Annotated in this window: 17 protein-coding genes; 7 read left to right on the top strand and 10 right to left on the bottom strand. The window is 75.5% G+C overall.

Annotation, left to right across the window (positions count from 1 at the left end; genetic code table 11):
* Positions 1 to 24: 24 nt before the first annotated feature.
* Together ACFVGO_RS13000 and ACFVGO_RS12995 are read right to left on the bottom strand one after the other, a co-directional pair.
* On the bottom strand, positions 25 to 2,868 hold the full coding sequence (locus tag ACFVGO_RS13000) for a M48 family metalloprotease (protein WP_380631736.1): 2,844 nt from the start codon (positions 2,866 to 2,868) through the stop codon (positions 25 to 27).
* A complete protein-coding gene (locus ACFVGO_RS12995; RefSeq protein ID WP_380631734.1) occupies positions 2,865 to 3,389 on the bottom strand; it encodes a hypothetical protein in 525 nt (174 codons plus the stop codon). The genes ACFVGO_RS13000 and ACFVGO_RS12995 overlap by 4 nt, the downstream gene beginning before the upstream one ends.
* A 258-nt stretch (positions 3,390 to 3,647) precedes the next feature.
* Between ACFVGO_RS12995 and ACFVGO_RS12990 the strand changes: the two genes are divergently transcribed.
* Both ACFVGO_RS12990 and ACFVGO_RS12985 read left to right on the top strand, forming a co-directional pair.
* Positions 3,648 to 4,286: an ATP-dependent Clp protease proteolytic subunit gene (locus ACFVGO_RS12990; RefSeq protein WP_359906292.1), complete on the top strand. Its 639-nt coding sequence runs from the start codon at positions 3,648 to 3,650 to the stop codon at positions 4,284 to 4,286.
* 1 nt (position 4,287) lies between these two features.
* On the top strand, positions 4,288 to 4,890 hold the full coding sequence (locus ACFVGO_RS12985) for an ATP-dependent Clp protease proteolytic subunit (RefSeq protein ID WP_359906295.1): 603 nt from the start codon (positions 4,288 to 4,290) through the stop codon (positions 4,888 to 4,890).
* A gap of 85 nt (positions 4,891 to 4,975) precedes the next feature.
* Here ACFVGO_RS12985 and ACFVGO_RS12980 read toward each other — a convergent pair whose 3' ends face one another.
* The gene (locus tag ACFVGO_RS12980) at positions 4,976 to 5,470 is read right to left on the bottom strand and encodes a helix-turn-helix domain-containing protein (RefSeq protein ID WP_380355003.1); all 495 of its coding nucleotides are present in this window, start codon (positions 5,468 to 5,470) and stop codon (positions 4,976 to 4,978) included.
* Between the two features lie 168 nt (positions 5,471 to 5,638).
* On the opposite strand from ACFVGO_RS12980, the gene ACFVGO_RS12975 reads away from it, so the two are divergent.
* The 5 genes from ACFVGO_RS12975 to dpgD all read left to right on the top strand — a co-directional run bounded on the left by ACFVGO_RS12975 (position 5,639) and on the right by dpgD (position 12,470).
* Positions 5,639 to 6,283 carry a hypothetical protein gene (locus ACFVGO_RS12975; RefSeq protein WP_359906301.1) on the top strand — a complete coding sequence of 215 codons (645 nt, stop codon included), beginning with the start codon at positions 5,639 to 5,641 and terminating at the stop codon, positions 6,281 to 6,283.
* Positions 6,284 to 6,578: 295 nt separating this feature from the next.
* Positions 6,579 to 7,631 carry a DUF4190 domain-containing protein gene (locus ACFVGO_RS12970; RefSeq protein ID WP_380631731.1) on the top strand — a complete coding sequence of 351 codons (1,053 nt, stop codon included), beginning with the start codon at positions 6,579 to 6,581 and terminating at the stop codon, positions 7,629 to 7,631.
* 228 nt (positions 7,632 to 7,859) lie between these two features.
* Positions 7,860 to 9,959 (top strand): hypothetical protein, encoded by a 2,100-nt coding sequence (locus tag ACFVGO_RS12965; protein ID WP_380631729.1) that lies wholly within the window; start codon positions 7,860 to 7,862, stop codon positions 9,957 to 9,959.
* A 14-nt stretch (positions 9,960 to 9,973) separates the two neighbouring features.
* Positions 9,974 to 11,524 carry a hypothetical protein gene (locus ACFVGO_RS12960; RefSeq protein WP_359906310.1) on the top strand — a complete coding sequence of 517 codons (1,551 nt, stop codon included), beginning with the start codon at positions 9,974 to 9,976 and terminating at the stop codon, positions 11,522 to 11,524.
* Positions 11,525 to 11,588: 64 nt separating this feature from the next.
* Positions 11,589 to 12,470, top strand: coding sequence for an enoyl-CoA-hydratase DpgD (gene dpgD, locus ACFVGO_RS12955; RefSeq protein ID WP_359906313.1), 882 nt, complete (start codon positions 11,589 to 11,591; stop codon positions 12,468 to 12,470).
* 48 nt (positions 12,471 to 12,518) lie between these two features.
* Here dpgD and ACFVGO_RS12950 read toward each other — a convergent pair whose 3' ends face one another.
* From ACFVGO_RS12950 to ACFVGO_RS12920, 7 genes are all read right to left on the bottom strand, one after another.
* On the bottom strand, positions 12,519 to 17,534 hold the full coding sequence (locus tag ACFVGO_RS12950) for an amino acid adenylation domain-containing protein (protein WP_380631726.1): 5,016 nt from the start codon (positions 17,532 to 17,534) through the stop codon (positions 12,519 to 12,521).
* On the bottom strand, positions 17,531 to 19,561 hold the full coding sequence (locus ACFVGO_RS12945) for an ABC transporter ATP-binding protein (protein ID WP_359913170.1): 2,031 nt from the start codon (positions 19,559 to 19,561) through the stop codon (positions 17,531 to 17,533). The genes ACFVGO_RS12950 and ACFVGO_RS12945 overlap by 4 nt, the downstream gene beginning before the upstream one ends.
* Positions 19,558 to 19,785 (bottom strand): MbtH family protein, encoded by a 228-nt coding sequence (locus ACFVGO_RS12940; RefSeq protein WP_359913173.1) that lies wholly within the window; start codon positions 19,783 to 19,785, stop codon positions 19,558 to 19,560. The genes ACFVGO_RS12945 and ACFVGO_RS12940 overlap by 4 nt, the downstream gene beginning before the upstream one ends.
* Positions 19,786 to 19,847: 62 nt before the next feature.
* Positions 19,848 to 21,149, bottom strand: a complete 1,302-nt coding sequence (dpgC, locus tag ACFVGO_RS12935; RefSeq protein WP_359913176.1) for a (3,5-dihydroxyphenyl)acetyl-CoA 1,2-dioxygenase DpgC — start codon at positions 21,147 to 21,149, stop codon at positions 19,848 to 19,850.
* Positions 21,146 to 21,829 carry an enoyl-CoA-hydratase DpgB gene (gene dpgB, locus ACFVGO_RS12930; RefSeq protein ID WP_359913179.1) on the bottom strand — a complete coding sequence of 228 codons (684 nt, stop codon included), beginning with the start codon at positions 21,827 to 21,829 and terminating at the stop codon, positions 21,146 to 21,148. Before dpgB ends, dpgC begins: the two co-directional genes overlap by 4 nt.
* A 21-nt stretch (positions 21,830 to 21,850) precedes the next feature.
* Positions 21,851 to 22,966 (bottom strand): 3,5-dihydroxyphenylacetyl-CoA synthase DpgA, encoded by a 1,116-nt coding sequence (gene dpgA / locus ACFVGO_RS12925; RefSeq protein WP_359913182.1) that lies wholly within the window; start codon positions 22,964 to 22,966, stop codon positions 21,851 to 21,853.
* Positions 22,963 to 24,348 carry a PLP-dependent aminotransferase family protein gene (locus ACFVGO_RS12920; protein WP_380631722.1) on the bottom strand — a complete coding sequence of 462 codons (1,386 nt, stop codon included), beginning with the start codon at positions 24,346 to 24,348 and terminating at the stop codon, positions 22,963 to 22,965. Before ACFVGO_RS12920 ends, dpgA begins: the two co-directional genes overlap by 4 nt.
* Between the last annotated feature and the right edge of the window lie 539 nt (positions 24,349 to 24,887).

Genomic DNA, 24,887 nt, shown 5'->3' with positions numbered 1-24,887 from the left:
CGCCCGCCCGAGCGGGACCGCCCCTCAGCCGTCGCCCCGCCCCGAGGGCCGAGGACCGGTGATGCGGACCAGGTCCGGCCAGTACCGCGGCCCGTCGCTCTCGATCCGCCGCACGACGGGATCGATGGCGCCCAGGGTCGCACGGAGCCCGTCGGCGACCTCCGCCAGCACGGCGTCGCCCTCGCCCGGCTGCTCCTCGCGGTCGCGGTCCATGACCTGCGCGCAGTGCTGCCCGGCCCGTCGGGTCTGCTCCAGTGCCGCCCACCACGGCCCGTCCAGGCCGGAGTCGGGGATGTGGAGGTGTCCCAGGGCGGTCCCGGCGGCGCGGTGGAGCGTGGTGCAGATCCCGGCGAAGCGGCGGCCGTCGAACCGCACCTGCTCGCCCGGGTGCTCCCGCGCCGTCCGATCGAGCACCTGGACCTCGTCGTAGAAGGCCTGGTACCCCTCGATGAGCGCCAGGGTGTCCTGCTTCCCGCCGACCCGGTACCACATCAGCAGCTGGAAGACGCGCACCCGTTCGGACCGGGCGTCGGCCGGACGCTGCACCACGGGGCCGAGCCCGCCCGCCGAACCCGACGCCGACGCCTGCACGGCGACGGGCCCCAGCGCCAGCGCCCCGACGAGGACCCCGGCGAGCACCGCCCGCCGGGGGCCGGAGCGCGCCACCCGGTCGGCGGTCTGCGGCCCGTCGCCCCGCCGCCGGACGAGCGCGAGCGGCAACCGCACCAGCGCCGCGGCCATCGCCGCCCCGAACAGCGCCGGCAGCACCGGGCCGGCCAGCACCTGCACCAGCGGCCAACTGCCCCGCGGTACCCACAGACAGCTGTCGCCCATGGTCCGCAACGGCCCGAGGCAGCCGTCCACCGACATCAGCAGGAACACCGCCACCAGCGCGCACGCCTGGGCGACCCCCGCCGCCACCAGCGCCCCGACGAGCCACAGCCGCCGGGACACCAGTGCCACGACCACCGCCGTGACCACCATCCCCGCCCAGATCGCGACCGTCAGCCACCACACGTACCGCAGCGCGTACCCGCTCCCGCGCTCACCCAGCGGCGGCCGGTCCGCGTGCAGCGCCGCCTTGACCGCCAGCACCCCGACCACGCACAAGGCACCGCCCAGCAGCCCGCGGCGCAGCGCCCGGCCGAGCCCCCGGTGCCCGCCGAGCAGCCACAGCAGGTACGGCAGCGCCCACAGCGCCCCCGCGGCCGCGGCGAAGGCCACGGTGCGCCCGTCCGTACCGAGACGCGGCAGCACGGCGGCGATCCACCCCAGCTCGGCCCGGTGCCGCTCCCACCCGTCGGGGAACTGCTGGAGCAGCACCTCCCGGATCCCGCCCTGGACCAGGAAGTCCCCGGCGGTGTACAGGTGGCCGCCCTTCGACCACCAGGTCAGCCCGGCCGCGGCGACCAGCACCGCCGCCGCCAGCGCCATCACCGCGGCCACCCGCCCGCGCCCCGGATCCAGCCCCAGCCGGGCGCACTGCACCAGCCACGGGACGTACGCCAACGCGCCGAGCAGCGGCACCAGCAGGGCGATCGGATGCTCCGGGAGCCAACCGCCGCCGGCGGTGATGTCCACGGTCAGCTCGCCGACCACCAGGCCGGCGCCCAGCCACAGCCCCGCCCGCAGCCCGTCCGGCCCGGCCGTCCCGCGGTGCGCCGCGTACGCCGTCGACCGCCAGGCCGCCACCGCGAGGATCGTCGCCGTCGGCACGGTGGCCAGCCACACCCCGACCGTCCCGTCGGCAAAGGGGGGCAGCAGCAGGGGGACGGCGATACCGGCCGCGCCCACCAGGAACGTCTGCAACGGCGCCAGGGTGAACAGCGCCGCCGGGTCGTCCAGCGCCCGGCGCCGCTGCGCCCAGGTCGGATGCGACCGCCAGAGGCGGCCGAGCCGGGCGGCCGGGCCCGCGGGGTCGCGCACGTCCCACACCCGCCGGTCGGCGCCGAGGGCGACGGCGTCCGCGTCCGCGTACAGCTCCCGGTGGCGCAGCGTGTCGGCGCGGGCCAGGACCACCAGCAGCGCCATCCCCAGCGCGGTGGCCGTCTGCCGCACCAGCGGCGCCCGCCCGGCCGGCCAGAACACCCGGTCGGCGCCCACGAAGAGCCCGAACTCCGCGCCCACCAGCGTCCCGCCGACCACCAGCACGAACGGCAGGGCCACCAGCAGTGCGAACACCCGCCACAGGGCGGTGACCGCGTACCCCAGGTCCACGTCCCGGTTGCGGATGTGTGCGAACTCGTGGAGCACCACGGCCCGGAACCCGGCCGGATCGCTGTGCCGGCTCACCGAGAGCCCCGCGTACAGGCACACGGTGCGCCGGCGCGCGTGGCCGAACGCCACCGCCCCCGGGCCGAGCCGGCGCGGGTCCACCACGAACTCCGGTACCACGGGCAGCCGGGCCTGCCCTGCCAGGCGCTCCAGCTCCTCCCGCAGCTGCCCGTCCACGGGCACCAGCCGGCGCGAGCGCCGGCGCCAGCGGGGCAGCAGCAGGTACAGCGTCGCGGCCGCGGCCAGCACCAGCGCCAGCGCGACGGGCACCGGCCACGACGGGTCGTCCGGTCCGGTGGCCAGGCAGGCGCGCAGGGCCGGGTCCGTTCCCGGGGCGACTCCCAGTTGCGCCAGGAAGTCCCCGTTGGGGTCGAGCCCGGCGGCCAGCTTGCAGGCGTACTCCGTCGCCCTGCCCTTGCGGACCAGCTCCAGCACGGTCGTCAGCATGTGGTGGCCGGCGACGACCATGGACAGCAGCAGCAGGCCGAAGCGCAGGGCGGTTCCGGCGGGCAGTACCCGTGGGTCGAGGGCCGGCGGGACGGCGGGCGGCTCCGGTGGCATCGGTGGCACCGGCGGCGCGGCGGGTGCGCTCACGCCGGTGGCTCCGGGAGGAGCGGTGCGCCGGACCCGCGCCCGGCCCCGGAGCCGGGTTCCGCCGGGGGAGCGGGCGCGCCCGGCTCCATGGCCAGCCGGGCCACCACGCAGTCCGCGAGCGCGCCGGCGGCCGGCTCGTCGAACCCGGCCTCGCGGGCACCCGTGCGCACCCGGGCGTGGACGGCCGCCAACTGCCGCTCGTCCAAAGGCGGTACGGGCGGCTCCACCGCGGGCCGGGCGCGCCCGCGCCGCCACAGCCGCCGCAGCCCGCCGCCCGCGCGCCTCACGCCGGCACCGACCGCGGCCCGGCACGCCTCGTCCACCGCCATCCACACCACCGGGGTGGCCAGCGCGGCCGCCTCGGCCAGCCCGAACCCCAGCGGCTCGCCGCGCTGCCGGCGTCCGAACAGCGCCACCACCTCCTCGGAGGACAGTCCGTCCAGCCCCCGCAGCAACGGCAGTTCCTCCGGCGCCAGCCGTGTCACCACATCCACGACGACGTCCCGAACCGATTCGGCCATCCGCCCGACCTCCCAGCTGATCTTTCGTCAACTGATGGTGTGCTGGCGGAACTTACCCCAGTCGGAGCTTCGTCATCCAGGAAGTTTTCCGACCGTGCCCTGCGGACGGGCCCCGGGTCCGGCGGCGCGGCGGGGCGCCGGCCCGCTCTGCCCTCGGCGAATCCGCCGCGGGCAGAGCGGCCGCATCCGGGGGCCCTCCCGGGTCGAGAGTGGAGTGGACGGCGAGTTCCGCCCCCCCCGCCTCGACAAGGAGACCCGATGGCCCCGCTCACCACGCCCCCGCCCCGCGCGGCGGAGGGCGACACCCCGCCCAGCGCCTTCGACGACCACCTCGCGGCGCAGCTGCTCGCCCAGCGGATCGTGCTGCTCGGCACGCAGGTCGACGACGTGTCGGCGAACCGGGTGTGCGCGCAGCTGCTGCTGCTGTCGGCGGAGGACCCGCGCACCGACATCAGCCTGTACATCAACAGCCCCGGCGGCTCGGTCACCGCGGGGCTGGCCGTCTACGACACCATGCGGCTCGTCCCGAACGACGTCTCGACGCTGGCGATGGGCTTCGCCGCCAGCATGGGCCAGTTCCTGCTCACGGTGGGGGCGCCCGGCAAGCGCTTCGCCCTGCCGAACGCGCGGATCATGATGCACCAGCCCTCGGCGGGCATCGGCGGCACCGCCGCGGACATCGAGATCCAGGCGGAGAACCTCCAGTTCACCAAGCGGGCCATCGAGCGGATCACCGCCGAGCACACCGGGCAGAGCGAGGAGACCATCGCGCGCGACGGCGACCGGGACCGCTGGTTCACCGCCGAGCAGGCCAGGGAGTACGGGCTCGTGGACCGGGTGGTGGAGTCGGTCGCCGACATCCGCCCGGCCGCCTCCCGCCGACGGATCGGACTGTGACATGGGCTCGTACACGGTTCCCTACGTCGTCGAGCGCACCGCGCAGGGCGAACGCACCTACGACGTCTTCAGCCGGCTGCTGAACGAGCGGATCGTCTTCCTCGGCACCGAGATCGACGACTCGGTCGCCAACGTGGTCATCGCCCAACTCCTGCACCTGGAGTCGGAGAACCCGGAGCGGGAGATCTCGATCTACCTCAACTCGCCCGGCGGATCGTTCACTTCACTGATGGCGATCTACGACACGATGACCTTCGTGCAGGCGCCGATCTCCACCTTCTGCGTCGGCCAGGCCGCCTCCACGGCGGCGGTGCTGCTGGCCGGCGGGGACCCGGGGCGGCGGTTCGTGCTCCGGCACGCCCGGGTGCTGCTCGGTCAGCCGGCCAGCGGCGGCCGGCGGGGGACGGTCTCCGACCTCAGCCTCGCGGCCAAGGAGATGGTCCGCATCCGCGCGCAGGTGGAGGAGGTCCTGTCCCGGCACACCCACCACGACGCGGCGACGCTGCGCGCGGACATGGACCGGGACAAGGTGCTCTCCGCCGAGGAGGCCGTCGCCTATGGGATCGCCGACCAGGTGCTGAGCCGGCGCTTCGCGTCCGGGTGAGCCGCGCGCGGCCGGGCGACGGCAACGGCAGGGGGCGAGCCCCTGCCGTACCCCCGTACCCGGCCGCCGCAGTGCCGCGCCGCGGTCAGGCGACGAGGCAGAGTCCGTCGTACCGCCCCGCGGGCGAGGTGCGGCCCCGGCCCGCCAGGCCCTGGCCCGTCCGGCCCACCCGGTTCCGGTCCACCAGGCCCTGGTCCGCCAGGCCCTGGTCCGCCAGGCCCTGGCCGACCCGGCTCGGGGCGTAGCGGGCCAGTTCGTCCTGGGCGAGCGAGAGCAGGTCCGCGAGGCCGAGCCCCAGCGCCCGGGCGGCCGCCGCGAGAACCTCGGAGGAGGCCTCCTTGCGTCCGCGCTCCAGCTCCGACAGGTACGGCATCGAGATCCGGGCCGCCTCCGCAACGTCCTTCAGCGTGCGCTCCTGGGCGAGCCGCTCGCGCCGCAGCACGTCGCCGACGACGTCGCGCCACAGCGGCTCCCTGCGCGCGGGCGTCCGCGGGGGGCGGGACTCCCCGCCGGACGCGGGCGGCGAGGCGTGCGGGCGCAGGGGGATGACGCGGGCTTCGTTCGGCGCTTGAGTGCTCACCCCTTCAGCCTAGGGACCGGGGGCCCGGGGGGAAGAGCACGGCGTTCTGCCCTGGGTGAATCCGCCCGACCCCGCCCGCCTCGCCCCGCCCGCGCGGGCGCCGCCCGGCGGCCGGGTGCTCACCCGCAGGACACCGGACTGTCGCAGGCCCGTGGTAACCATGGGGCCGTGGACACCACGGAGCCGTCGCCGCTGCCCCTGCCGCCCCTGTCGCCCGCCGCCGAAGCCGCGTTCGGGCGCGGACGCGAGGCCGCGGACGAGGGGGAGTGGGAGCGCGCCCGCGACCTGTTCGAGGAGGCGGTCCGCGGCGCGGGGCCGGAGCTGCTGTGGCATGTCGTCGAGGCCTGCGGCGAGAGCGACGAGGCCGCGTTCTGGATGCGGCGGGCGGCCGTCTCGGAGAGCGAGCCGGGCGGCATCACGGTGGATCCGCACACGCTGCCCATCGAGCGGACCCGCCCCGGCGCTGTTCCCTGCCAGGTCTTCGGAGTGGCCGTCAGGTCCGACGACCCGGCGCGCGCGGTCGCGGCGCTCACCGCCGCCGAGCCCCGGCTCATGCTGGTCTTCGAGGACGGCCGCGAACTCTCGCCGGAGGAGGCCGAGGACGCCTGGGACGAGGAGATGCCGCCCTACAGCCCCAACCACGCCGCCGTCGACGCCTCGATCCCGTACGTGCGGCTGGACTGCAAGGGCCTGGTCCTCCCGCACATGGCCCGCACCGTCCTGCGCATCGTCGCGGACGAGCTGCGCAGGGCCGGGGTGCGGCGGGCGCACCTGTTCAGCCCGGAGCTCCCGGACGGCCGGGAGGGGTCCTGAGGCGTCGTCCCGGGCCCGGAGCCGCCCGTGGACCGCGGCGTCGGGGCCGGTGCCGGGCCCCTGTATGTTGATCACTCGCCGATCCTGTCGGCGTCCCGTCCCAGGGGGTTGACGCGCGGGCCCGGCACGAGGTGGCGGCCGTTTCGCGCGGGGCGGGTCGCCGCCGCCGGGGAGCCGGGAACGACCCGGACGACCCGGGGGCGCCCCGGAAGGACCCCGGAGGAACCCGGGAAGGACCCCGCCCCGGGGCCGGACGGCAGCAGCTCATCGTCTCGACGTTTCCGAAGGATCCCGCATGACCGTTCCCGTCCCGCCCGACAGCAGCCCGCAGTCCGCCGAGGAACCGGCTGCCACCGACCCGTGGGCGCCGCTGACCCCGGGCCAGGGCGAGACCGCGGCCCCCGCGTCCGTCACCGCTCCCGCTCCCGCCCCCGCCGGGGCGCCCGGCGTGCCGCCCGCCCCGGGCGCGGCGCCCGCGCCCGGCGTGCCGTACTGGCCGCCGTACCCGATGCCGATGCCCGCCCCGCAGCCCCGCAACGGCCTGGGCATCGCCGCCCTGGTGCTCGGCATCGTCGGTGTCGTCCTCGGCCTGGTCGTCATCCTGTTCTGGCTGTCCTGGCTGCCGGCCCTGCTCGCCGTCGTGTTCGGCGCCATCGGCCTGGGCTACGCGCGCAAGGGCACGGCGACCAACCGGGGGATGGCCCTGGCGGGCGTGATCCTGGGCGTCACCGGCCTGCTGGTCTCGGTCGGCGCCGGGGTGTTCGTCGTCTCCCGGGTGCAGGCGGTCAACGAGGAGCGGCGGGCCGAGGCGGACGCCGCGCGCGCCCGCTCGGAGGCCGCGACCAAGGCCGCCCAGGAACGGGCCGCCCAGGAGAAGCAGCGGATCGACGCGGAGCTGAAGCGGATCGAGGCCGAGAAGGAGAAGGCGGCCGCGGAGGAGCGGGCCCGGCACCTGTCGTTCGGCCAGACCTACACCTACGGGGACGGGCTGAAGGTCACGACGGCCGCGCCGGAGCCGTACTCCCCGCTCCTGACCGTGTACCAGCCGCCCAAGGACGCCACGATCGTCCAGCTGAGGATCACCGTCGTCAACACCGGATCCCAGGAGCTCCCGCTCAACGGATCGGGACTGCCCACGGTCAGGGACGCCAAGGGTGCCCTGCTCTTCTCGCTGAGCGACGGGAGCGACAAGCTGAAGCTCATCACCGGCTCGCTGGCCCCGGGCCAGGAGGCCACCGGCGTGTACGCGTACGCCCTGCCGAACGGCACGGACCGGATCTCGGTCGAGTTCACCTACGGCCTCCTGCTCCAGCGCAAGACCGTCGCCTGGACCGGCCCCATCGGCTGACCCGGCGCCGCCCCCGTCCCACCGGCACCACGGGCATCACCGGCATCACGGGAAACACCCTTCCCACCAGCCCGCCCCCGCAGGAAAACTGACGGATTATCAGGCGAGTCACGAATTGGCAACCGAGGTCCGGGTCCGCGGCGATACACCTGTGGCGGACCGACCGGTTCCCCTATTCTCCATCCGGCGCGGCGCACTCCCGCCGCGCCGGAGGACAGGGGGGTCGCGGTGGTTCTGGACGGACGGGCGGCTGTGTTCAAGGCCGTCGTTCCCTCGCTGGTCGGCCTCGAACTGTCGGGGCCCGAACCCGGGGGCGGCACCCGGCTGCGCATCCCGGCCGGGATCCCCCTGCTGATCGAGTGCTCCGGCGGGCGCCTGACCGGCAGGACCACCCTCCTGAAGACCCTGGAGGTGCGGTACGCCGAGCGCCTGCCCCAGGCCTACGCGGACCTCGGGCGCGCGGACTTCGGCCGCCCCGGCCTCGCCCTGCCCGCCGAGAACGAGGCCCCCCGGCTGAGCAACGCCTCCCACACCTCGGACCTGCTCTTCCACCTGCGGTACGAGCTGAGCCGGCGGGCGAGCAGGTTCGGCGCGGGCCTGTCCTTCCCCCGGCTCACCCAGGGCCTGCTGGCGGTCACCAGCTGGCAGGCCGTCGGGCCCGGCGAACTGGAGGCCGCCGGGCGGCGCCTGGAGAGCCTGCTGCGCGAGAGCCAGCCCGACGCCCAGGCGCGCCGGGACAAGGTGGCGGGCTGGACCAGACAGGTGGCCCCGAACCTCGGCACCGTCGTCGGACTGGGCCCCGGGGTCAACGAACTCGTCGCCTCGCTCGCCGACATCGTCGCCACCGAACTGCTCGGCGCCCGCGCCAACAACAAAGGCCTGCGCTGGTGGGCCGAACGGCGGGTCAGCGCCCAGGGCGAGGCGAACGTCCAGCTCTCCGAGCTCGCCCGCGGCTTCCGCGGCAACCCGCACGACCGCGGGCGCGCCGAGCGCCACCTGATGGCCGCCCTCCTGGCGGACATCGACGACCACTACACCTGGGCGCGACTGAAGAACCGGGTGCCGCGCCCGCTGCTGCTCCTGGACAACGCCCACACCCCGCTCGGCCGCCCGGTCCTGGACATGCTGACCGAGGTCTGGCACGAGGAGACGGTCCGGACGCGGCCGGGCGTGGTCGTCACCGTCCTGGCACCGGAACCGGCCACCCCCGACCCCGAGAGCACCACCGCGACGACACGCAACGCCACCGGCCCGTTCTGGCGCGAGGACCGGCCGCAGACACCGGCCGGCTGGACCCTGCGGCTGCCGCTGGCCCGGCTGACCCTCGACGAGGTCACGTGGATGTTCGGAACGGACCACCCCGGGCCCGACATCGCCCAGTTGATCCACCGCCTCAGCGCGGGCCGGGCCGGCATCGCCCACGTCCTGGTCCGGGCCGTCCGACGGGCCGTGCGCCTCGGGCAGAGCCCCGACCCGCGCACCCTGTTCGACCTGCCCGCCGAGGACGAGCCCGGCACGCCGGCGCACGAGCGGCTGCTGCGCCTCCTGGTCCCCGACGACACCGCCCGGGAGCGCCTGACCAACTTCGCCCCGGCGCTCGACGAGGACGCCGCCCACGCGCTCGACGCCCACTACCCGCCCGGCGACAACGGGACCCTGCGCGTCCAGACGACCAGAGGGCTGCTGCAGCACGACCACTGGGGCGCCCACCCGTGGCCGGGCACCGGCGCGCCGTTCGTCGGCGACCCCACCCTGCGCGCCCTGCTCGGCCACCGCCTGGTCACCGCGCTCGACGCGACCCCCGGGGCCGAGCGGTGGCACGACATCCACGAGACCCTCTGCGACCGCTACGCCCCGCAGGCCGCCGCCCCGCAGGCCGCGGCCCCGCGCAACGCCGCCCCGCCCGACGACCGCTTCCTGCACCACTCCCTCGCCGTCCTCGACACGGGCACCGTCGTGCGCGCCCTCCACCGGCGCCTGGCCGGCCACGACACGGCCGGCTGGCTCACCGCCCTCAACCTGGTCTGCGCCGCGCCGCACCCGCCCCGGAACCTGACCGCCCTCGCGGCCCAGCCCGAGGACTGTCCGGCCTGCGGGGGCGCCGGCACCCCCGTGCACCAGGCGGTCGAGTTCCTCGTCGACGCGCTGTGGCAGCAGTCGCACCCGCTCGCCCCGCCCGACGAGCGGCTGATCGGGAGCGTCCAGCTGCAGCTGCTCACCCTGGCCCAGCTCGCCGGGGCCGCCCACCAGACGGTGTTCTTCCACGCGTACGAGACCTGGCCGCAGCTCCTGCGGCGCTGGGTCCAGGCCCCCCACCTCCCGATCTGAGGAGACCCCCGACCATGAGCGTTCTGCCCGACGGTCCCCTGAACCGCGCGCTGGCGGCCGTCCTCGCCGCCGCCGTCCTGGCCGCCGGGGGCTATCTGGGATACGAGTACCTGCTGGTCGACGACCCCTCCTGCGCCCCCGGCGTGGAGCGGCGCGGGGACCGGCACGAGTGCGTGGGCGTCACCGACGGCGCCTACGTCTTCACCGACGAGCTGAAGCAGGTCACCGCCCGCATCAAGGCCGAGAACGACCGCGTGGCCGACAGCTCGCCCGTCACCGTCGCCCTGATGATCCCCATGACCTCCGCCGCGCCCGCCGAACGGCGCGAACTGGTCGAACAGGTGCAGGGCGCCTACCTGGCCCAGCACTGGGCCAACGACGACCGGAACAAGAACAAGCGGCAGCCCCCGATCCGGCTGGTGCTGGCCAACCCCGGCCGCGGCTACCTGCAGTGGCGCGCCGTCGCCGACCAGCTGGCGCAGGCCGCGGCCGACGGGAAGCAGAACCTGCGGGCCGTCACGGGCATCAACATCAGCATCGCCGAGACCGAACAGGCCGTGCGCTACCTCACCGCGGACAAGCACATCCCGGTCGTCGCCGGCCCCATGACCGCGGACGACATCAAGAACACCGCCGCCGACCCGCGCCGCTACCCGGGACTGGCGCGCATCGCCCCCGGCAACGCCGACCAGGCGGGCGCCCTCACCTCGTACGGGGCGGCCATCAAGCCCGAAGAGGCCCTGGTGATCGAGGACACCCGCGACAACGACAACTACCTCGCCACCCTGCGCCAGACCTTCGAGAAGCTCACCAAGGGCGCCCCCAACGCCCCGGAGACCTACCAGTCGCCGCCCGACTTCAACGACGAGGGCAACCTCGCCAACGACTTCCACCAGATGGTGCCGAGCATCTGCACCTCCGCCGCCACGACCCTCTACTTCGCCGGCCGCCCGGTCCAACTGCGCCAGTTCCTGGTCGAACTGGGCAACCGGAAGTGCAACAAGCACTACACCGTCGTCACCGGCTCGCACGCCTCCACCCTGATGGTCGACGAGAAGTTCGCCGACAAGTGGGACGCCCTCAGCACGGGCGCCGGCATCACCGTGCGCTACACCGCCCTCGCCCACCCCGACACCTTCGGGGAGAAGAGCACCGAGGGCCCCGGCGGCTCCAAGGCCGCCTCGAAGGAGCTGGCCGACCTGCTGGGCGAGCCCGACACCAAGGCACCCGACGCGATCGGCCCCGCCGACCTGCGCGACGGCCGCGTGATCATCACCTACGACTCGGTCTCCACCGCCGTCGCGGGCATCCGCAACCAGACGGTGGGGAACGTGAGGACGCCCTCGACGGACGACGTCGTCCAGAGCTGGCGACGGCTGCACGGCGACAACCGGGTCGACGGCGCGAGCGGCTGGATCTGCCTCGACCAGTACGGCAACCCGTACAACAAGGCCGTGCCCGTCGTCCACCTCGACCCGGTCACCAGGAACGCCGTCCTGGACACCCTCGCCTGGCCCCTCGGCCACGCCCCCGACCCCAACTGCTCGATCGGCAGCGACGGCTGACCGGGCCGCGGCGCCGCGGCCCGGCCTGCGCCCGACGGCCCGGGCCCGCCGGTAGCCTGCCCGCGTGGACCCCGCGACGCCGCCACCCGCGGCACAGGAACCCGCAGAACCGCAGCCCGCGACACCGCAGCCCACGGCACCGCAGCCCGCGACGGACCGGCCCGTGCTCTACGAGCGGGCCGGCCACGTCGCACGCGTCACCCTGAACCGGCCCCACGTCCTCAACGCGATGGACCGGCGGATGCACGCCGAACTCGGCGCGGTCTGGGACGAGGTCGAACGCGACGACGAGGTGCGGCTGGTCGTGCTGACCGGCGCGGGCGAGCGCGCCTTCTCCGTCGGACAGGACCTCAAGGAACGGGCCCGGCTCGACCGCGAGGGACACCCGCCGACGAGCTTCGGCTCCCGGGGCCAGCCGGGCTCGCCCCGCCTGACCGACCGCTTCACACTGTCCAAACCCGTCCTGGCCCGGGTCCGCGGCCACGCCCTCGGCGGCGGCTTCGAACTCGTCCTCGCCTGCGACCTGGTGATCGCCGCACAGAGCGCCGTCTTCGCCCTGCCCGAAGCCGCCCTCGGCCTGATCCCCGGCGCGGGCGGGGCCTTCCGGCTGGCCCGGCAGATCCCGCTCAAGGCCGCGATGGGCTACCTGCTGACCGGCCGCCGGATGCCGGCCCACGAGGCACTGGCCCTCGGACTGGTCAACGAGGTCGTCCCGGACGACCAGCTGGACGCCTGCGTCGAGCGGTGGACGGCCGACCTGCTGCGCTGCGCCCCCCTGTCCCAACGCGCCCTGAAGGAGGCCGTGCTGCGCTCGGTCGACCTGCCGCTGGAGCAGGCCTTCACCACCCGCTACCACTGGGAGCAGGTCCGCCGGGCCAGCGAGGACGCCCGGGAGGGGCCGCGCGCCTTCGCCGAGAAACGCGCACCCGTGTGGCGCGGGCGCTGAACCGGCCCCCTCCGGGGCCGCTCCGACGCCCGCGCCGGCGCGACCCGCTCAGCCCCCGCCCCCACCCCGGCCCTCGTCCCGGCCTTCGCCCTCACCGCCGAAGGCCGACTCGAACTCGTCGATGTCCTCCTGCCCCAGCGAGATCAGCGAGAAGTCCGACGGGGTGTGGCCCCCGGACCCCTCGGCGGCGTGCCGCACCAGGCCCTCCAGCACCGCCCGCCAGCGCCCGGCGAGATCGCCCAGCTCCGCCCCGGTGAGCAGCCCGCCCGGCGACTCCAGGACGAAGCCCAGCTCGGGCCCCCCGGGCAGGTCCCGCGCCGAACCGTTGATCTCCAGCACGTGCCGCAGCGGCGTCGACGGGTCCACACCGCCGTCGGGCACCGGGCGCTCACCCGCCGGCGTCCACGCCCGCGCGGACACCCCGGCCGGCACCCCGGCCGGCACCCCGTCGGCACCGGGGACGTCCGCCTCCCCGCCGGCCCCGCCGAACCGGCCCAGGTAGTTGAACCCGATCTGCGGCTGCGCCAGCGGCTCCAGCACCGCCCGCGTGGCCGGGTTCACGTACCGCAGCAGCCCGTACCCCAGACCGTCGCCCGGCACCTGCCGCAGCTGCTCCTTGACCCGCTTGATCAGCCGCGCCGCGTCCGCCCCGCCCGCCCGGACCTCGGCCGTGTCGACCGGACCGGGCTCCAGCCGCACCGGATGGACGGCGGTGAACCAGCCGACCGTGCGCGTCAGATCCATGTCCTCGGCCAGCGGCACCCGGCCGTGCGCCTCCCGGTCGATCAGGAAGCCTTCCGGGGCCCGCCCGCCGCGCGCCCGCAGCCACTCGTCGAGCGCCGCCGTCAGCCCGGACAGCAGCACGTCGTCGACCCCCGCGTGGTAGGCCGCGGGCAGGGCCGCCAGCAGCGCTCCCGCCATCGGCGCCGGAACGGTCAGCTCGGCGCGGGACACCCCGCCCCCCACGGTGTCGGTCCGCGGGTCCAGCGCACGCCCGGCGATCGGCGGCTCGACCCGGTCGAGCACCCGCCGCCAGGCCGGCAGCTCGTCCACCGTCCGCTGCGCCCTGGCCCGCTCCGCCAGGGCGCCCGCCCAGCGGCGGAACGAGGTCGGCTCGGGGGCGACGGCCGCCCGCGCCGCGTCCGCGCCCCCGGCGGCCAGGGCCGTGTGGGCGAGCGCCAGATCGGGCATCAGCACCCGCCAGGAGACCCCGTCGATCACCAGGTGGTGGGCCGTCAGCAGCACCAGGGCGTCCTGCGCGGGGCCGCGGTCGACGAGCACGGCCCGCAGCATCACGCCGTCCCGCGGCGCGAGCGCGGCCTCGGCGGCCGCCGCCTGCTCGTCGAGCAGCGCGTCCAGCCGCGCCCCGTCCAGGCCCGCGGCCTCCACCCGGGTCACCAGGTCCGCCGCGGCGACGGCCGGGGCCGCGCCGGGCTCGGGGACCACCAGCCGACCGTCCGCCTCCTCCAGCCGCGCCCGCAGCACGTCGTGCCGGTCGAGGACGGCCCGCAGCACCGCGGCCAGCAAACCGGGCGTCAGACCGGGCGGGGCGGTCAGCACCATCGACTGGCTGCCCGCGCGCGCGGCCGAACCCGTGCGGGCCGCGATCTCGTGCATCACCGGGGTCAGCGGCACCGGGCCCCAGGGGACGTCCTCGGGGCGCGCCGCCCGCTCGGCGTCGACCGGCTCGGCCACCCGCGCGAGCTCCGCGGGCGTGCGCAGCTCGAAGACCTGGCGCGGCGTGATCGCCAGCCCGGCCTTGCGGGCCCGCCCCGCCAGCAGCATCGAGGTGATCGAGTCGCCGCCGAGGCCGAAGAACGAGTCCTCCGCGCCCACCCGCTCCAGGTTCAGCACCTCGGCGAAGAGCCGGCACAGCAGCTCCTCCGCGTCGGTGGCCGCGGCGCGCCCCTGCGCCGGGCCGGCGAAGACGGGCCGCGGCAGGGCGGCCCGGTCGACCTTGCCGTTCGCCGTCACCGGCAGCGCCTCCAGCACGGTCACCGAGGCCGGGACCAGGTAGTCCGGCAGCTTCCCGGCGAGGTACTCCACCAGCGCCCGCGGCTCGGGCGGGGCCTCCCCGCCGCCGGCCGGCACCGCGTACCCGGCCAGCCGCTTGCGGCCGTCCGCGTCCTCGACCGCGACCACCAGCGCCTGCGCGACGCCCGGGTGGGCGGCGAGCACGGCCTCGATCTCGGCCGGCTCGACGCGGAACCCGCGGATCTTGAGCTGCTTGTCGGAGCGGCCGAGGAAGAGCAGCTGCCCGTCCCGGGTCCACTGCGCCAGGTCGCCGGTGCGGTACATCCGCGCGCCCTCGGGCTCGCCCTCGGCGGGGAAGGGGCAGGCGACGAAGCGCTCCGCGGTGAGCGAGGCGCGCCCCAGGTAGCCGCGCGCCAGCCCGGCCCCGGCGAGGTAGAGCTCGCCCGTCATGCCGACCGGCACGGGCCGCAGGAACGCGTCCAGGACGAACGCCCTGGTGTTGTCCATCGGCAGGCCCAGCGGCACCGCGTCGGGCACCGCGTCCGGGTCGGTGAAGGGCAGCTGGGTGGCGAAGGCGGTGGACTCGGTCGGGCCGTAGGTGGTGCGCACCACCAGGCCCGGGTGGGAGCGCAGCAGCGTCCGTACGGCGTGCGCGGAGACCACGTCGCCGCCGGTGGACACCTCGCGCACCCCGGCGAAGATGTGCGGGGCCTGCTCCGCGAGCACCCGGAAGTGCCCGGCCGTGGCGTGCACGCTGGTCACCTTCTGGTCCGCGATCAGCCGGCCGCGCTCGACCGTGTCGATGTCCCCGGGCGGCACCAGCACCAGCCGGCCGCCGTGCAGCAGCGTCGTCCAGATCTCGTAGGTGGAGGCGTCGAAGGCGTGGTTGGCCTGCACCAGCACCCGTTCGAGGGTCTCGGCGGACCAGCACCCGTCCAGGCAGAACGCCAGGACGCTGCCGTACGTCACCGCGACGCCCTTGGGCAGGCCGGTGGAACCCGAGGTGTAGACGACGTACATGAGGTTCTCCGGGCGCACCGGCACGGCGGGGAAGGCCGCGCCGTCCCCGTTCGCGGCGGGCGAGCCGGGCGGGCCGGGGGCGTCCGGGCCCGCGGGGGCCGGCTCCAGGAGGAGCACCTCGGCGCCCTCGAACAGCGCGGCGTCGGCCAGGCCCCGCCGTGCGTTCGGCCCGTCGACCAGGACGACGGCCGCACCCGCCTGCGCCGCCGTCGCGGCGAGCCGGGCGGCCGGGTGCCGGCCGTCCATCGGCAGGTACGCCGCACCGGCCTTCACCACCGCCAGCAGCGCGGCGATCAGCTCGGGCGAACGCTCGGCGACCACGCCCACCAGCGTCTCCGGGCGCACGCCGAGCGCGGCCAGCCGGCGCGCCAGCCGGTTCGCCCGCCGGTCCAGCCCGGCGTACGTCAGCTCGGTGTCCCCGGCGACCACGGCCACGGCCCCGGGGGTGCGGCGCGCCTGCTGCTCGAAGAGCTCGGCGAGCGTCGCGCCGGGCAGCTCGCGGCGGGTCCGGTACCCGGAGCCGTCCAGTTCGTGCCGCTCCTCGCCGGTCAGCACGTCGAGCCGGCCCAGGGGCACGTCCGGGTCGTCCGCGACCTGGCGCAGCACCAGGAGCATCCGGTCGACCAGGCCCCGGGCGGTGCGCTCGTCGAACAGGTCGGGCCGGTAGTCCAGCCGGACCTCGATGTCGTCGGTCGGCGTGACCACGATGGTCAGCGGGTAGTGGGCGGCCTCCTCGCCGCCGCCGGCCGAGACCCGGATGCCGGCCGGGCCCCGCAGGCCGATCCCGGACGGACCGCCCGGCGGCTCCCGCCCGTCGCCCGGCGGCGGCCCCGGAGGCTCCCGCCCGTCGCCGGGCGGCGGCCCCAGCGGGCCGCCGGCCTGCTCCCCGCTGCGCAGCGCCGTGCCGCCCAGGCCCTCGCCCGGGGGCGAGCCGTCGGCGGGCCGCGGCGCCCGGCCCGGCCCGGCGGGCGCCGCCGGTCCGGCCGAGGGGGCCGCCATCGGCCCGCGCGGATAGTTCTGGAAGACCATCAGGGTGTCGAAGACCGCGCCGGGACCGCCGGCGCGCTGGATCTCCGGCAGGCTCAGCTGCTGGTGGTCGAGCAGGGCGGTCTGCTGGTCCTGCAGCGCCGCCATGGCCCGGCGGAAGGGCAGGGCCGGGTCCAGCGGCACCCGCACCGGCACGGTGTTGATGAACAGCCCGACCATCCGGTCCGCCTGCGGCACCTCGGCGGGCCGGCCGGAGACGGTCGCGCCGAAGACGGTGTCCAGCCGGCCGGACAGCTTGCCCACCAGCAGCGCCCAGGCGACCTGGAAGACCCGGTTGAAGGTGACCCCGGCGGAGCGCGCCGTCTCCCGCAGCCGCTCGGCGAGGTCGTCACCGAGCCGCTCGACCACGTGCCGCAGCATCACCGGCGGGCCGCCGCGGTCGGCCGGGCCCACCAGGGTGGGCTCCTCCGTCCCGGCCAGCATCGCGCGCCAGGCCGCGCGCGAGGCGTCGGTGTCCCGGCGCACCAGCCAGGCGAGGTAGTCGCGGTACTGCGGCACCTTGGGGAGCACCGAGGCGTCGCCGCCGTTGCCGTAGACCTCCCACAGCTCGCCGAACAGGATCGGCAGCGACCAGCCGTCCATCAGGATGTGGTGCATCGTCACCACCATCCGGTGGCGGCCGGGGCCGGCGCGCAGCAGCAGCACCCGCAGCAGCGGCGGCACGCCGAGGTCGAAGCGCCGCGCGTCGACCTCGGCCAGGCGCGCGGCCTCCCGCTCGGCCTCCTCCGCGCCCAGCCCGCCGAGGTCGGCGTACGTCCAGGGGATCCGCACGCCCCTGGCGATCACCTGGACGGTGTCGCCGGACGCGCGCGAGCGGAAGGCGGCGCGCAGGCTCGCGTGCCGGTCCAGCACCGCCTGCCAGGACGCCTCCAGCACCTCGGGGCGCAGGTCCCCGTCGAGGTTGAGGATCCGCTGCCCCACGTACACGTCCCGGGGCGCGTCCTGGTCGTACGAGGCGTGGAACAGCAGTCCCTCCTGCAGCGGGGAAAGCGGCCACACGTCCTCGACCGTCAGCTGGCTCATCGTGCTCTCCGTTCGGGTCGGCCGGGCTCGGGCGCCGTCTGGGGCGGCGGCAGCCGGCGCAGGGGCCCTCCGCCGCGCGGCAGCGGGGGCAGGTCGCCGTAGCCGTTCGCCGAGTGCTGCTCGGCTTCCGGGCGCGGCGCGGGCGGTTCGGCGAACTGGGTGCGGTAGAGCTCCGCGTACAGGCCGTCGGCGTCGACGAGGTCGGTGTGCCGGCCGCGTTCGACCACGCGCCCGTCCTGGACCACGAGGATCTGGTCGGCCTCGCGGACGGTGGACAGGCGGTGGGCGATCACCAGGGCGGTGCGGCCGGCCAGGGCGGTCCACAGCGCTTTCTGCAGGGCCGCCTCGGACTCGGAGTCCAGGTGGGCGGTGGCCTCGTCGAGCACGACCACGGTCGGTTTCTTGAGCAGCAGCCGGGCGATCGACAGGCGCTGCTTCTCGCCGCCGGAGAAGCGGTAGCCGCGGTCGCCCACGACGGTGTCGAGCCCGTCGGGCAGCGCGGAGACCAGGTCCCAGACCTGCGCGGCCCGGCAGGCCTCGACGAGCTGCGTCTCGGTGGCGTCCGGCTCGGCGTAGAGCAGGTTGGCGCGGATGGTGTCGTGGAACATGTGCGCGTCCTGGGTCACCATGCCGACGGTGTCGTGCAGCGAGGCCAGGGACAGGTCGCGCACGTCGTGGCCGCCGATCCGCACGGTGCCCGCGGTGGGTTCGTAGAGCCGCGCGACCAGCTGGCTGATCGTGGTCTTGCCGGCGCCGGAGGGCCCGACGAGCGCGGTCAGCCGGCCCGCCGGGGCGCGGAAGCTCACCCCGCGCAGCGCCGCGGCGTCGCCGGAGCGTTCCGGGGCCGGCAGCGACAGCGTCTCCAGCGAGGGGAGGGAGACGTCCTTCGCCGCGGGGTAGCGGAAGGAGACGTCCTCGAACTCGATCTCCGGGGCCGGGGCCCGGGCCGCGGCGGGCAGCACGACCGGGTCGGGCCGTTCCGCGATCAGCGGCTCAAGATCCAGCACCTCGAAGAGCCGGTCGAAGGAGACGAGGGCGGTCAGGTAGTTCGACTGCAGGTTGGAGAGCTGGTTGATCGGGCCGAAGAGCCGTGCCAGCAGGGTGGCCAGGGCCACCAGCGAGCCGATCTGGATGGCCCCGTCGATCACCAGTTCGCCGCCGACGCCGTAGACCACCGCGGTGGCGAGCGAGGCCAGCAGCGTCACCGTCACCAGCAGCATCCGCGAGTAGACGGAGGTGACCACGCCGACGTCCCGCACCCGTGCCGCGGTGCCGGCGAACCGCCGGGCCTCGCCCTTCGGCCGGCCGTAGAGCTTGACCAGCAGCGCGCCGGCCACGTTGAAGCGCTCCTGCATGAACGAGCCGAGTTCGGCGTCCAGTTGCATCGACGTGCGCAGGTTGCGCTGCAGCCGGCGCCCCACGACGCGGCCGGGCAGCACGAACAGGGGCACCGTGACGAGCACGACCAGGCCCACGAACCAGGACAGGAGGAAGATCGTGACGAGCACCAGGCCCAGCACCACCAGGCTGGAGAGCACGTTGGACAGCAGCACGGTCACCGCCTGCTGGGCCTCCATCACGTCGGTGTTGAGCCGGCTCACCAGCGAACCGGTCTGGGTGCGGGTGAAGAACGCCAGCGGCTGGCGCTGCACGTGCCGGAAGACCTCGGTGCGCAGGTCGTAGACGAGCCCCTCGCCGATGCGCGCCGAACTGCGACTGACGAAGAAGCCCACCAGCGCCTGCAGCAGCGCCAGGCCCGCCACCGCGGCGGCGGCGGCCGCCACCACGCCCCGGTCGTGGGGCACGATGCCGTGGTCGATGAGCACCTTGAACAGCAGCGGCGTGGAGACGGTGATGACGGCGTCGACCACGGTCAGGCTCAGCAGCGCGGCGATCTGCCGCCGGTAGGGCCGCAGGTAGGGCCGGATCCGCCGCGCGGTGCCGGGCCTGACCCGGCCCCGGGCCGGGTCGGGCCCGTCGCCGCCGGTGGCCCGTACCGTGATCAGCGGGCCCGGGCCGGCCATCATGGCGCGGCGACCTCCTTGCCGTTCGTGGCCGTGACCGGGCCCGGCGGCCGCTGGTCGCTCCAGACCCGGTCGATGTACTCCAGGCACTCGTCGCGCGCGCCCGGGCCGTGGGCGATCCGCCACCCGGCGGGTGTCCGCGCGAACGCCGGCCACAGCGAGTACTGGCCCAGGGTGTTGACCAGGACGAGGTAGGAGGCGTCCGGGTCGTCGAAGGGGCTGGTCATCTCGGTCTCCTCAATCGTTCGGGGGCCGCCCGCCGGGGCGGCGGGGGAGGGGCCCGGGGGCCTCAGCCGGGCGGCCGGGCCGTGAAGCGGCCCGCCTTGCCGAGCACGTCCGCCGCGTGGACGCGCAGCGCCTGCTGGACGGCGAACTCCGCCATGTACGCGCGGAAGCCGTCCGCCGGCTCCAGGGCGAGGTTCACCATGCGGCGGTTGGCGGTGACGGCCGGGTCGCGCAGCAGCTGCACGGCGTGCTCGACGGCCCCGTCGAGCTCCGCCGGGTCGACGACCCGGTCGACGAGCGTGCGGGCCTCCGGATCGCTCGCGCGCACCCGCCGCCCGCCGAGGATGATCTGCCGGGCCAGCCGGGGGCCGGTCACCGCGGGCAGGCGGAAGTCCGCCGCGCCCGGGACGATCCCCTCCTGCGCGGCCGGCAGGCTCAGATAGGCGTCGGAGGCCGCCAGGACGTGGTCCACCGCGAGCAGCAGCTGCATGCCGCCGCCGATCGCGAAGCCGTCCACCGCGGCCACCCACGGCATGTCGGTGAGCGGGTAGCGCCAGGACGCCTCGTCCGTGCGCAGCCCGAGCAGCAGCTTCCTGAGGTAGCCGAGCTCGCGGCGCAGCAGGAAGCCGACCAGCGTGATCTCGCCCGCGTGCAGGCGCTTGAGGTTGATCCCGGCGCTGAACACCCGGCGGCCCGCGTAGCGCGGGTGCGTCATCTCGCCGCCCCGGATGAGCCCGATCTCGCACTGCCCGTCCAGCAGCGCGAGGTCGACCGCGGTCTCCATGTCGTCGACCTGCTGCTCGTCCTCGGCGTTGAGGCGGTCCCCGGCGCACATGGTGATCCGGGCCACCCCCGCGCGCCGCTCCAGCCGGGTGCTCTCCATCCGCACCACCCCGGTGGCCCGGAACTCCCCGAGCAGGGCCAGCGCGCGCCCGGTGGGCCGCAGCATGGAGTCCATCAGGTGGTGGCCGGCGGCCGGGCAGCGCAGCAGCCCGCGCAGGAGGACGCCCAGGTCGATCTCGTAGCCCAGGCGCCGTGCGACCGGCAGGGCCCGTTCCGCCCGCAGCTGCGCGGGCGTGGGCACCAGGTGGGGCACGGCGAACGCGGCGCCCTCCACCAGGGCCTCCAGCCGCGGGCGCAGCGTGCGGCCCTCGGTGAGCCGGTCGTACAGCGCCTCGGCGTGCAGGTCCAGGAAGGCGGTGCGCCGCGCGCGGCCGTCCTCCAGCGCCCGCTCGGTGCCGGCGGGCGGGCCGCCGGTGCGCGGCCCGGGCTCGGGGAACGGCGGCAGCCGCCGGGCCGCCCGGTCGAAGCCGTCCGCGGCGCGCTCCCGTACGGCGGCGGGCGCCCGCCCGTTCGGGGTGCTCACGCCGTCACCCCGTCCGCCGCCCGGGCGCGCCGCAGCGAGCGGTCGCAGGCGGCCAGGTGCGGGCCGAGCGCGTCCTCGAAGCTCATCCACTGGGCGTCGAAGGCCAGTTGGCGGCGGATCGCGAGTTCGGGGCCGGACAGCCGGCGCAGCAGCCGGGCCGCGGCCGCCAGGGTGCGCCCGGGGTCCGTGCTCACCCGGTCCACCAGGCAGTGCTCCAGGGCCTCACGGGCGGTGATCGGCATCCCGAAGAGCACCGTGCGGCGCGCCGGGGCCGGCCCGAGCTGCTGGACCAGCCGGAAGCCGGCCATGCCGGGCCACACGGCCTGCCCGTGGAAGGTCACCCGCAGCCGCAGGTCGGGTGCCGCCACCCGCACGTCGGTGGCGAGCAGCAGGTCCAGTGCCGCGCCGCCGCACTCCCCGCTCGCCGCCGCCAGGGTGGGCAGCCGCAGCCGTTCGAAGCGCCGTACGGCCCGCTCCCACTTCGTCACGGTGGCCACGTCGGCCGGCTTCGCCACCGCCTCGCCCGTCGGGGCGCCGGAGAGGTACAGGGTCGCGAAGTCGGCTCCGGCGGACTCCGCCTCGTCGCACAGCGCGCCGACGGCCTCGGTCAGTCCGGCCGAGATCTCCCGGCCGCCGTCCACGTGCAGCACGGGGCCTTCGGGCAGGGCGTTGACGGGCATCGCGGTCTCCCTCGCGTCGGTTCACCACTGGATGAGCGCGGATTCGATCGTCGAACCCGGCCCCATGGTCATGAGCACGCCGTAGTCGCCGTCGCGGACCACGCCCTCCTGCAGGAGCCGGTCGTAGGAGAAGAGGAACGAGCCGCTGGAGACGTTGCCGAAGTCGCGCAGCACGGTGATGGTGTGGCGCAGGTCGTGGCGGGTCAGCCCGAGGTTGACGGCGACCGCGTCGATGACCTTCTTGCCGCCCGAGTGCACCAGCCAGTGCGTCACGTCGTCGCGGCGCAGCGACGTGCCGGCCAGCAGCCGGTCGACGACGCCCTCCACGTGCGCGCCCACCAGATAGGGGATCTGCGGATCCAGGAAGAAGCTGAAGCGGTCCTGGTCGCGGTCCCAGTCGTAGCGCATCGCGTCGATGGCGTCGACGATCGTGACGCTCGCCGTCCGCAGGATCCGCGGGCCCTCCGGGCGCGGGCCGGACCCCTCCTCCTCGGCCCCCTCGCCGCCCCGCGGGTCGGCCATCACCGCCACCGCCGCCGCGCCGTCGCCGAAGAGGCTGTTGACCACGGCCGTACGCATCGTGGAGTCCATCGTGTACGCGGCCGAGCAGGCCTCCGAGCAGACCATCACGGCCAGCCGGCCCGGATTGGCCGCGGCCCAGTTGCCCACCACGGCCAGCGCGTTGAGCCCCGCGTTGCAGCCCATGCCGACGATGTCGGCCCGCGCCGTGTGCCAGTCCATGCCCAGCTCGCGGATCAGCAGCGCGCTCAGACCCGGGGTGAGGAAGCCGGTCGACGTCACGCAGCACAGGTAGCCCACCTCGGACAGGTCGGCCCCGATCCGCTTGAGGCACACCGACATCGCGTCCGACCCCATGCTCACGGCCCACGCCTTGTGCTTGTCCAGGAGATCGCCCTGGCTCTCGCGCACCCGCGTGCCGTCGGGCGCCGCCGGGGGCAGCACCAGCGAACGCTGCCGGATGGAGCCCAGCAGGAAGACCGAGCGCACCTTGCGGTCGGTGATCCCGAACAGGTCGAGCAGCTCCTCCTGGGAATAGTGCTCGGGCGGCACGGCGGTGCCCACGCTCAGGATGCGCGGGGCCGTGGCGACCATCGCTCGCTCCAGGGCCGCGGTCATGATGCGTCACTCTCCGTTCCGGTGCCGGGCACGTCGCCGCCGTGCGCCGCGGCTCTGTACGTCCCGGCTCTGTGCGTCCCGCCCGGGTTCCGCTCGCCGCTGAGCGCCTCCACGAACCGCGCGAGCCGCTCGACGCCCTCGGCCACCTGCCCGGGCGTCAGATAACTGATCGAGAGCCGGATGTCCTGCTCGCCCCCGCCGTACGGATGGAAGAACTCCATCGGCGTCCAGATCACACCGAAGTCCCGGGCCGAACGCTCCAGGGCCGCGGCGCCGGTCCGGAAACCGGTGCGCAGGGTGAGGAAGAACCCGCCCTCGGGACGGTTCCACCCCACCCCCAGCTCCCGGCGCCGCCCCTCGGGCAGCCACCGCTCCAACTGCGCCAGCGTCGCGGCCATGCTGCGCCGGTAGTGCTCGGCGGCCCTGGCGTTCAGCACGGAGAGCCGGCCGTCCGCACCCAGCAGGGCACCCGCCGCGGCCGCCTGGCTGAGCGAGGACGTGTTCACCGTGACCATGCTCTTCACCCTCGCCAGGTCCCGCGCGAGCAGCCGCGCCCCGCCCCGCCCGCCCCGCACCTCCTGGTCGGCCACGACGTAGCCGATCCGCGCGCCGGGGAACAGCGTCTTGGAGAAGCTGCCGAGCTGGACGACGCTCCTCGACCGGTCGAGCGCCTTGAGCATCGGCTGCCGCGGCCCCGGGCCGCTCAGCCGGTAGGGACTGTCCTCCAGGACGAGCAGCCCGTGGCGCTCGGCCAGCTCCAGCAGCGCGGTCCGCGTCGCCAGGTCCAGCGTGGACCCGGTCGGATTGGCGTGGTCCGGCACCACGTACACCGCCCGTGGCCGCCGGCCCGCCGCGCGCTGCGCCCGCACCGCCCCGTCCACGTCGGCCACCACCAGCCGCCCGTCACGCTCCGGCACCGCGACCACCGGGACGTCCAGCAGCCGCGCGGCCCCGATGATCCCGACATAACAGGGGGTCACCAGCAGCAGGACGTCCTCGGGCGTCGCGAACAGCGCGCGCAGCACCAGGAACATCGCCTCCTGCGCACCGACCGTCACCACGATCGCCTCGGGCGCGACCTCCAGCCCCTCGTCCTGCCGCAGCCAGTACGCGATCAGCTCGCGGATCCGCCCCGCGGCCGGCCCGTACTGGTAGAAGCCGTCGCGCACTTCGGCCGGCCCCGCGCCCCGGCTCTCCAGGTACTTCGCGTACCGGCGCAGGTGGGCGTGGATCTCCTCGACCTCGAAGAAGCCGTCATAGGGCCGCCCCGGCGCGAAGGACACCGCGTCCGGGTAGCTGGACGTGATCTCGTTCAGGAAGTTCATCCGGTCGAGAACCGGGTCCTCGATGCTCGAGTGCAGGGTTGTCGAATCGAGCACCATGGTGCCCGCCTTTCCGTCGACGAGCCGCAGGACGGCAGTCCGTCGGAAGGGCGGATGCCGGGGCTCGCGTGAAGGACGCGCGGCAGAGCGGCGATGCGGCGGCGTCCCGCCGGCGGTGCGCCGGCGGCGTCCTCCCGCGTTCGAACATCGGCCGTTTTCGACTTCGACCTCATGGCGGCCCCTCGGACCCGGCCCACGGGCTCCGGCCCCCGGCGGCGTCACCGCCCGTGCACCGTCCGGTGGTGCGGGCGCGGTACCGGCACACGAAAGGGCCCGTCGAAGGCACCGGGCCGAGCACGACGCGGGGGTGCGGAGCATCCCGACGCCCTGTCGCCGCTTCGCACCGGCCGCGGAGATCGAACGGAATCCTGGAGCACAGGGCCCTGTCTGCTGTTTGTCCTTGTTCCAGTACGCGCCTCGGGGCAAGAGACTGTCAAGTGCTGAGGGTTCCCGTCCCGTCACGGTCCGCTACCGGCGGGCCCGGTGGCGGCCGCCGGACCCGGCGGCCCGGCCGGTGCCCGCCCCGGCCCCGGCGCGGG

The organism is Kitasatospora sp. NPDC057738, from assembly GCF_042798815.1.
Lineage (GTDB): Bacteria > Actinomycetota > Actinomycetes > Streptomycetales > Streptomycetaceae > Kitasatospora > Kitasatospora lactacystinica.
The sequence above is the reverse complement of the archived record's forward strand: the minus strand, read 5'-3'. Positions and strand labels throughout refer to the sequence as shown.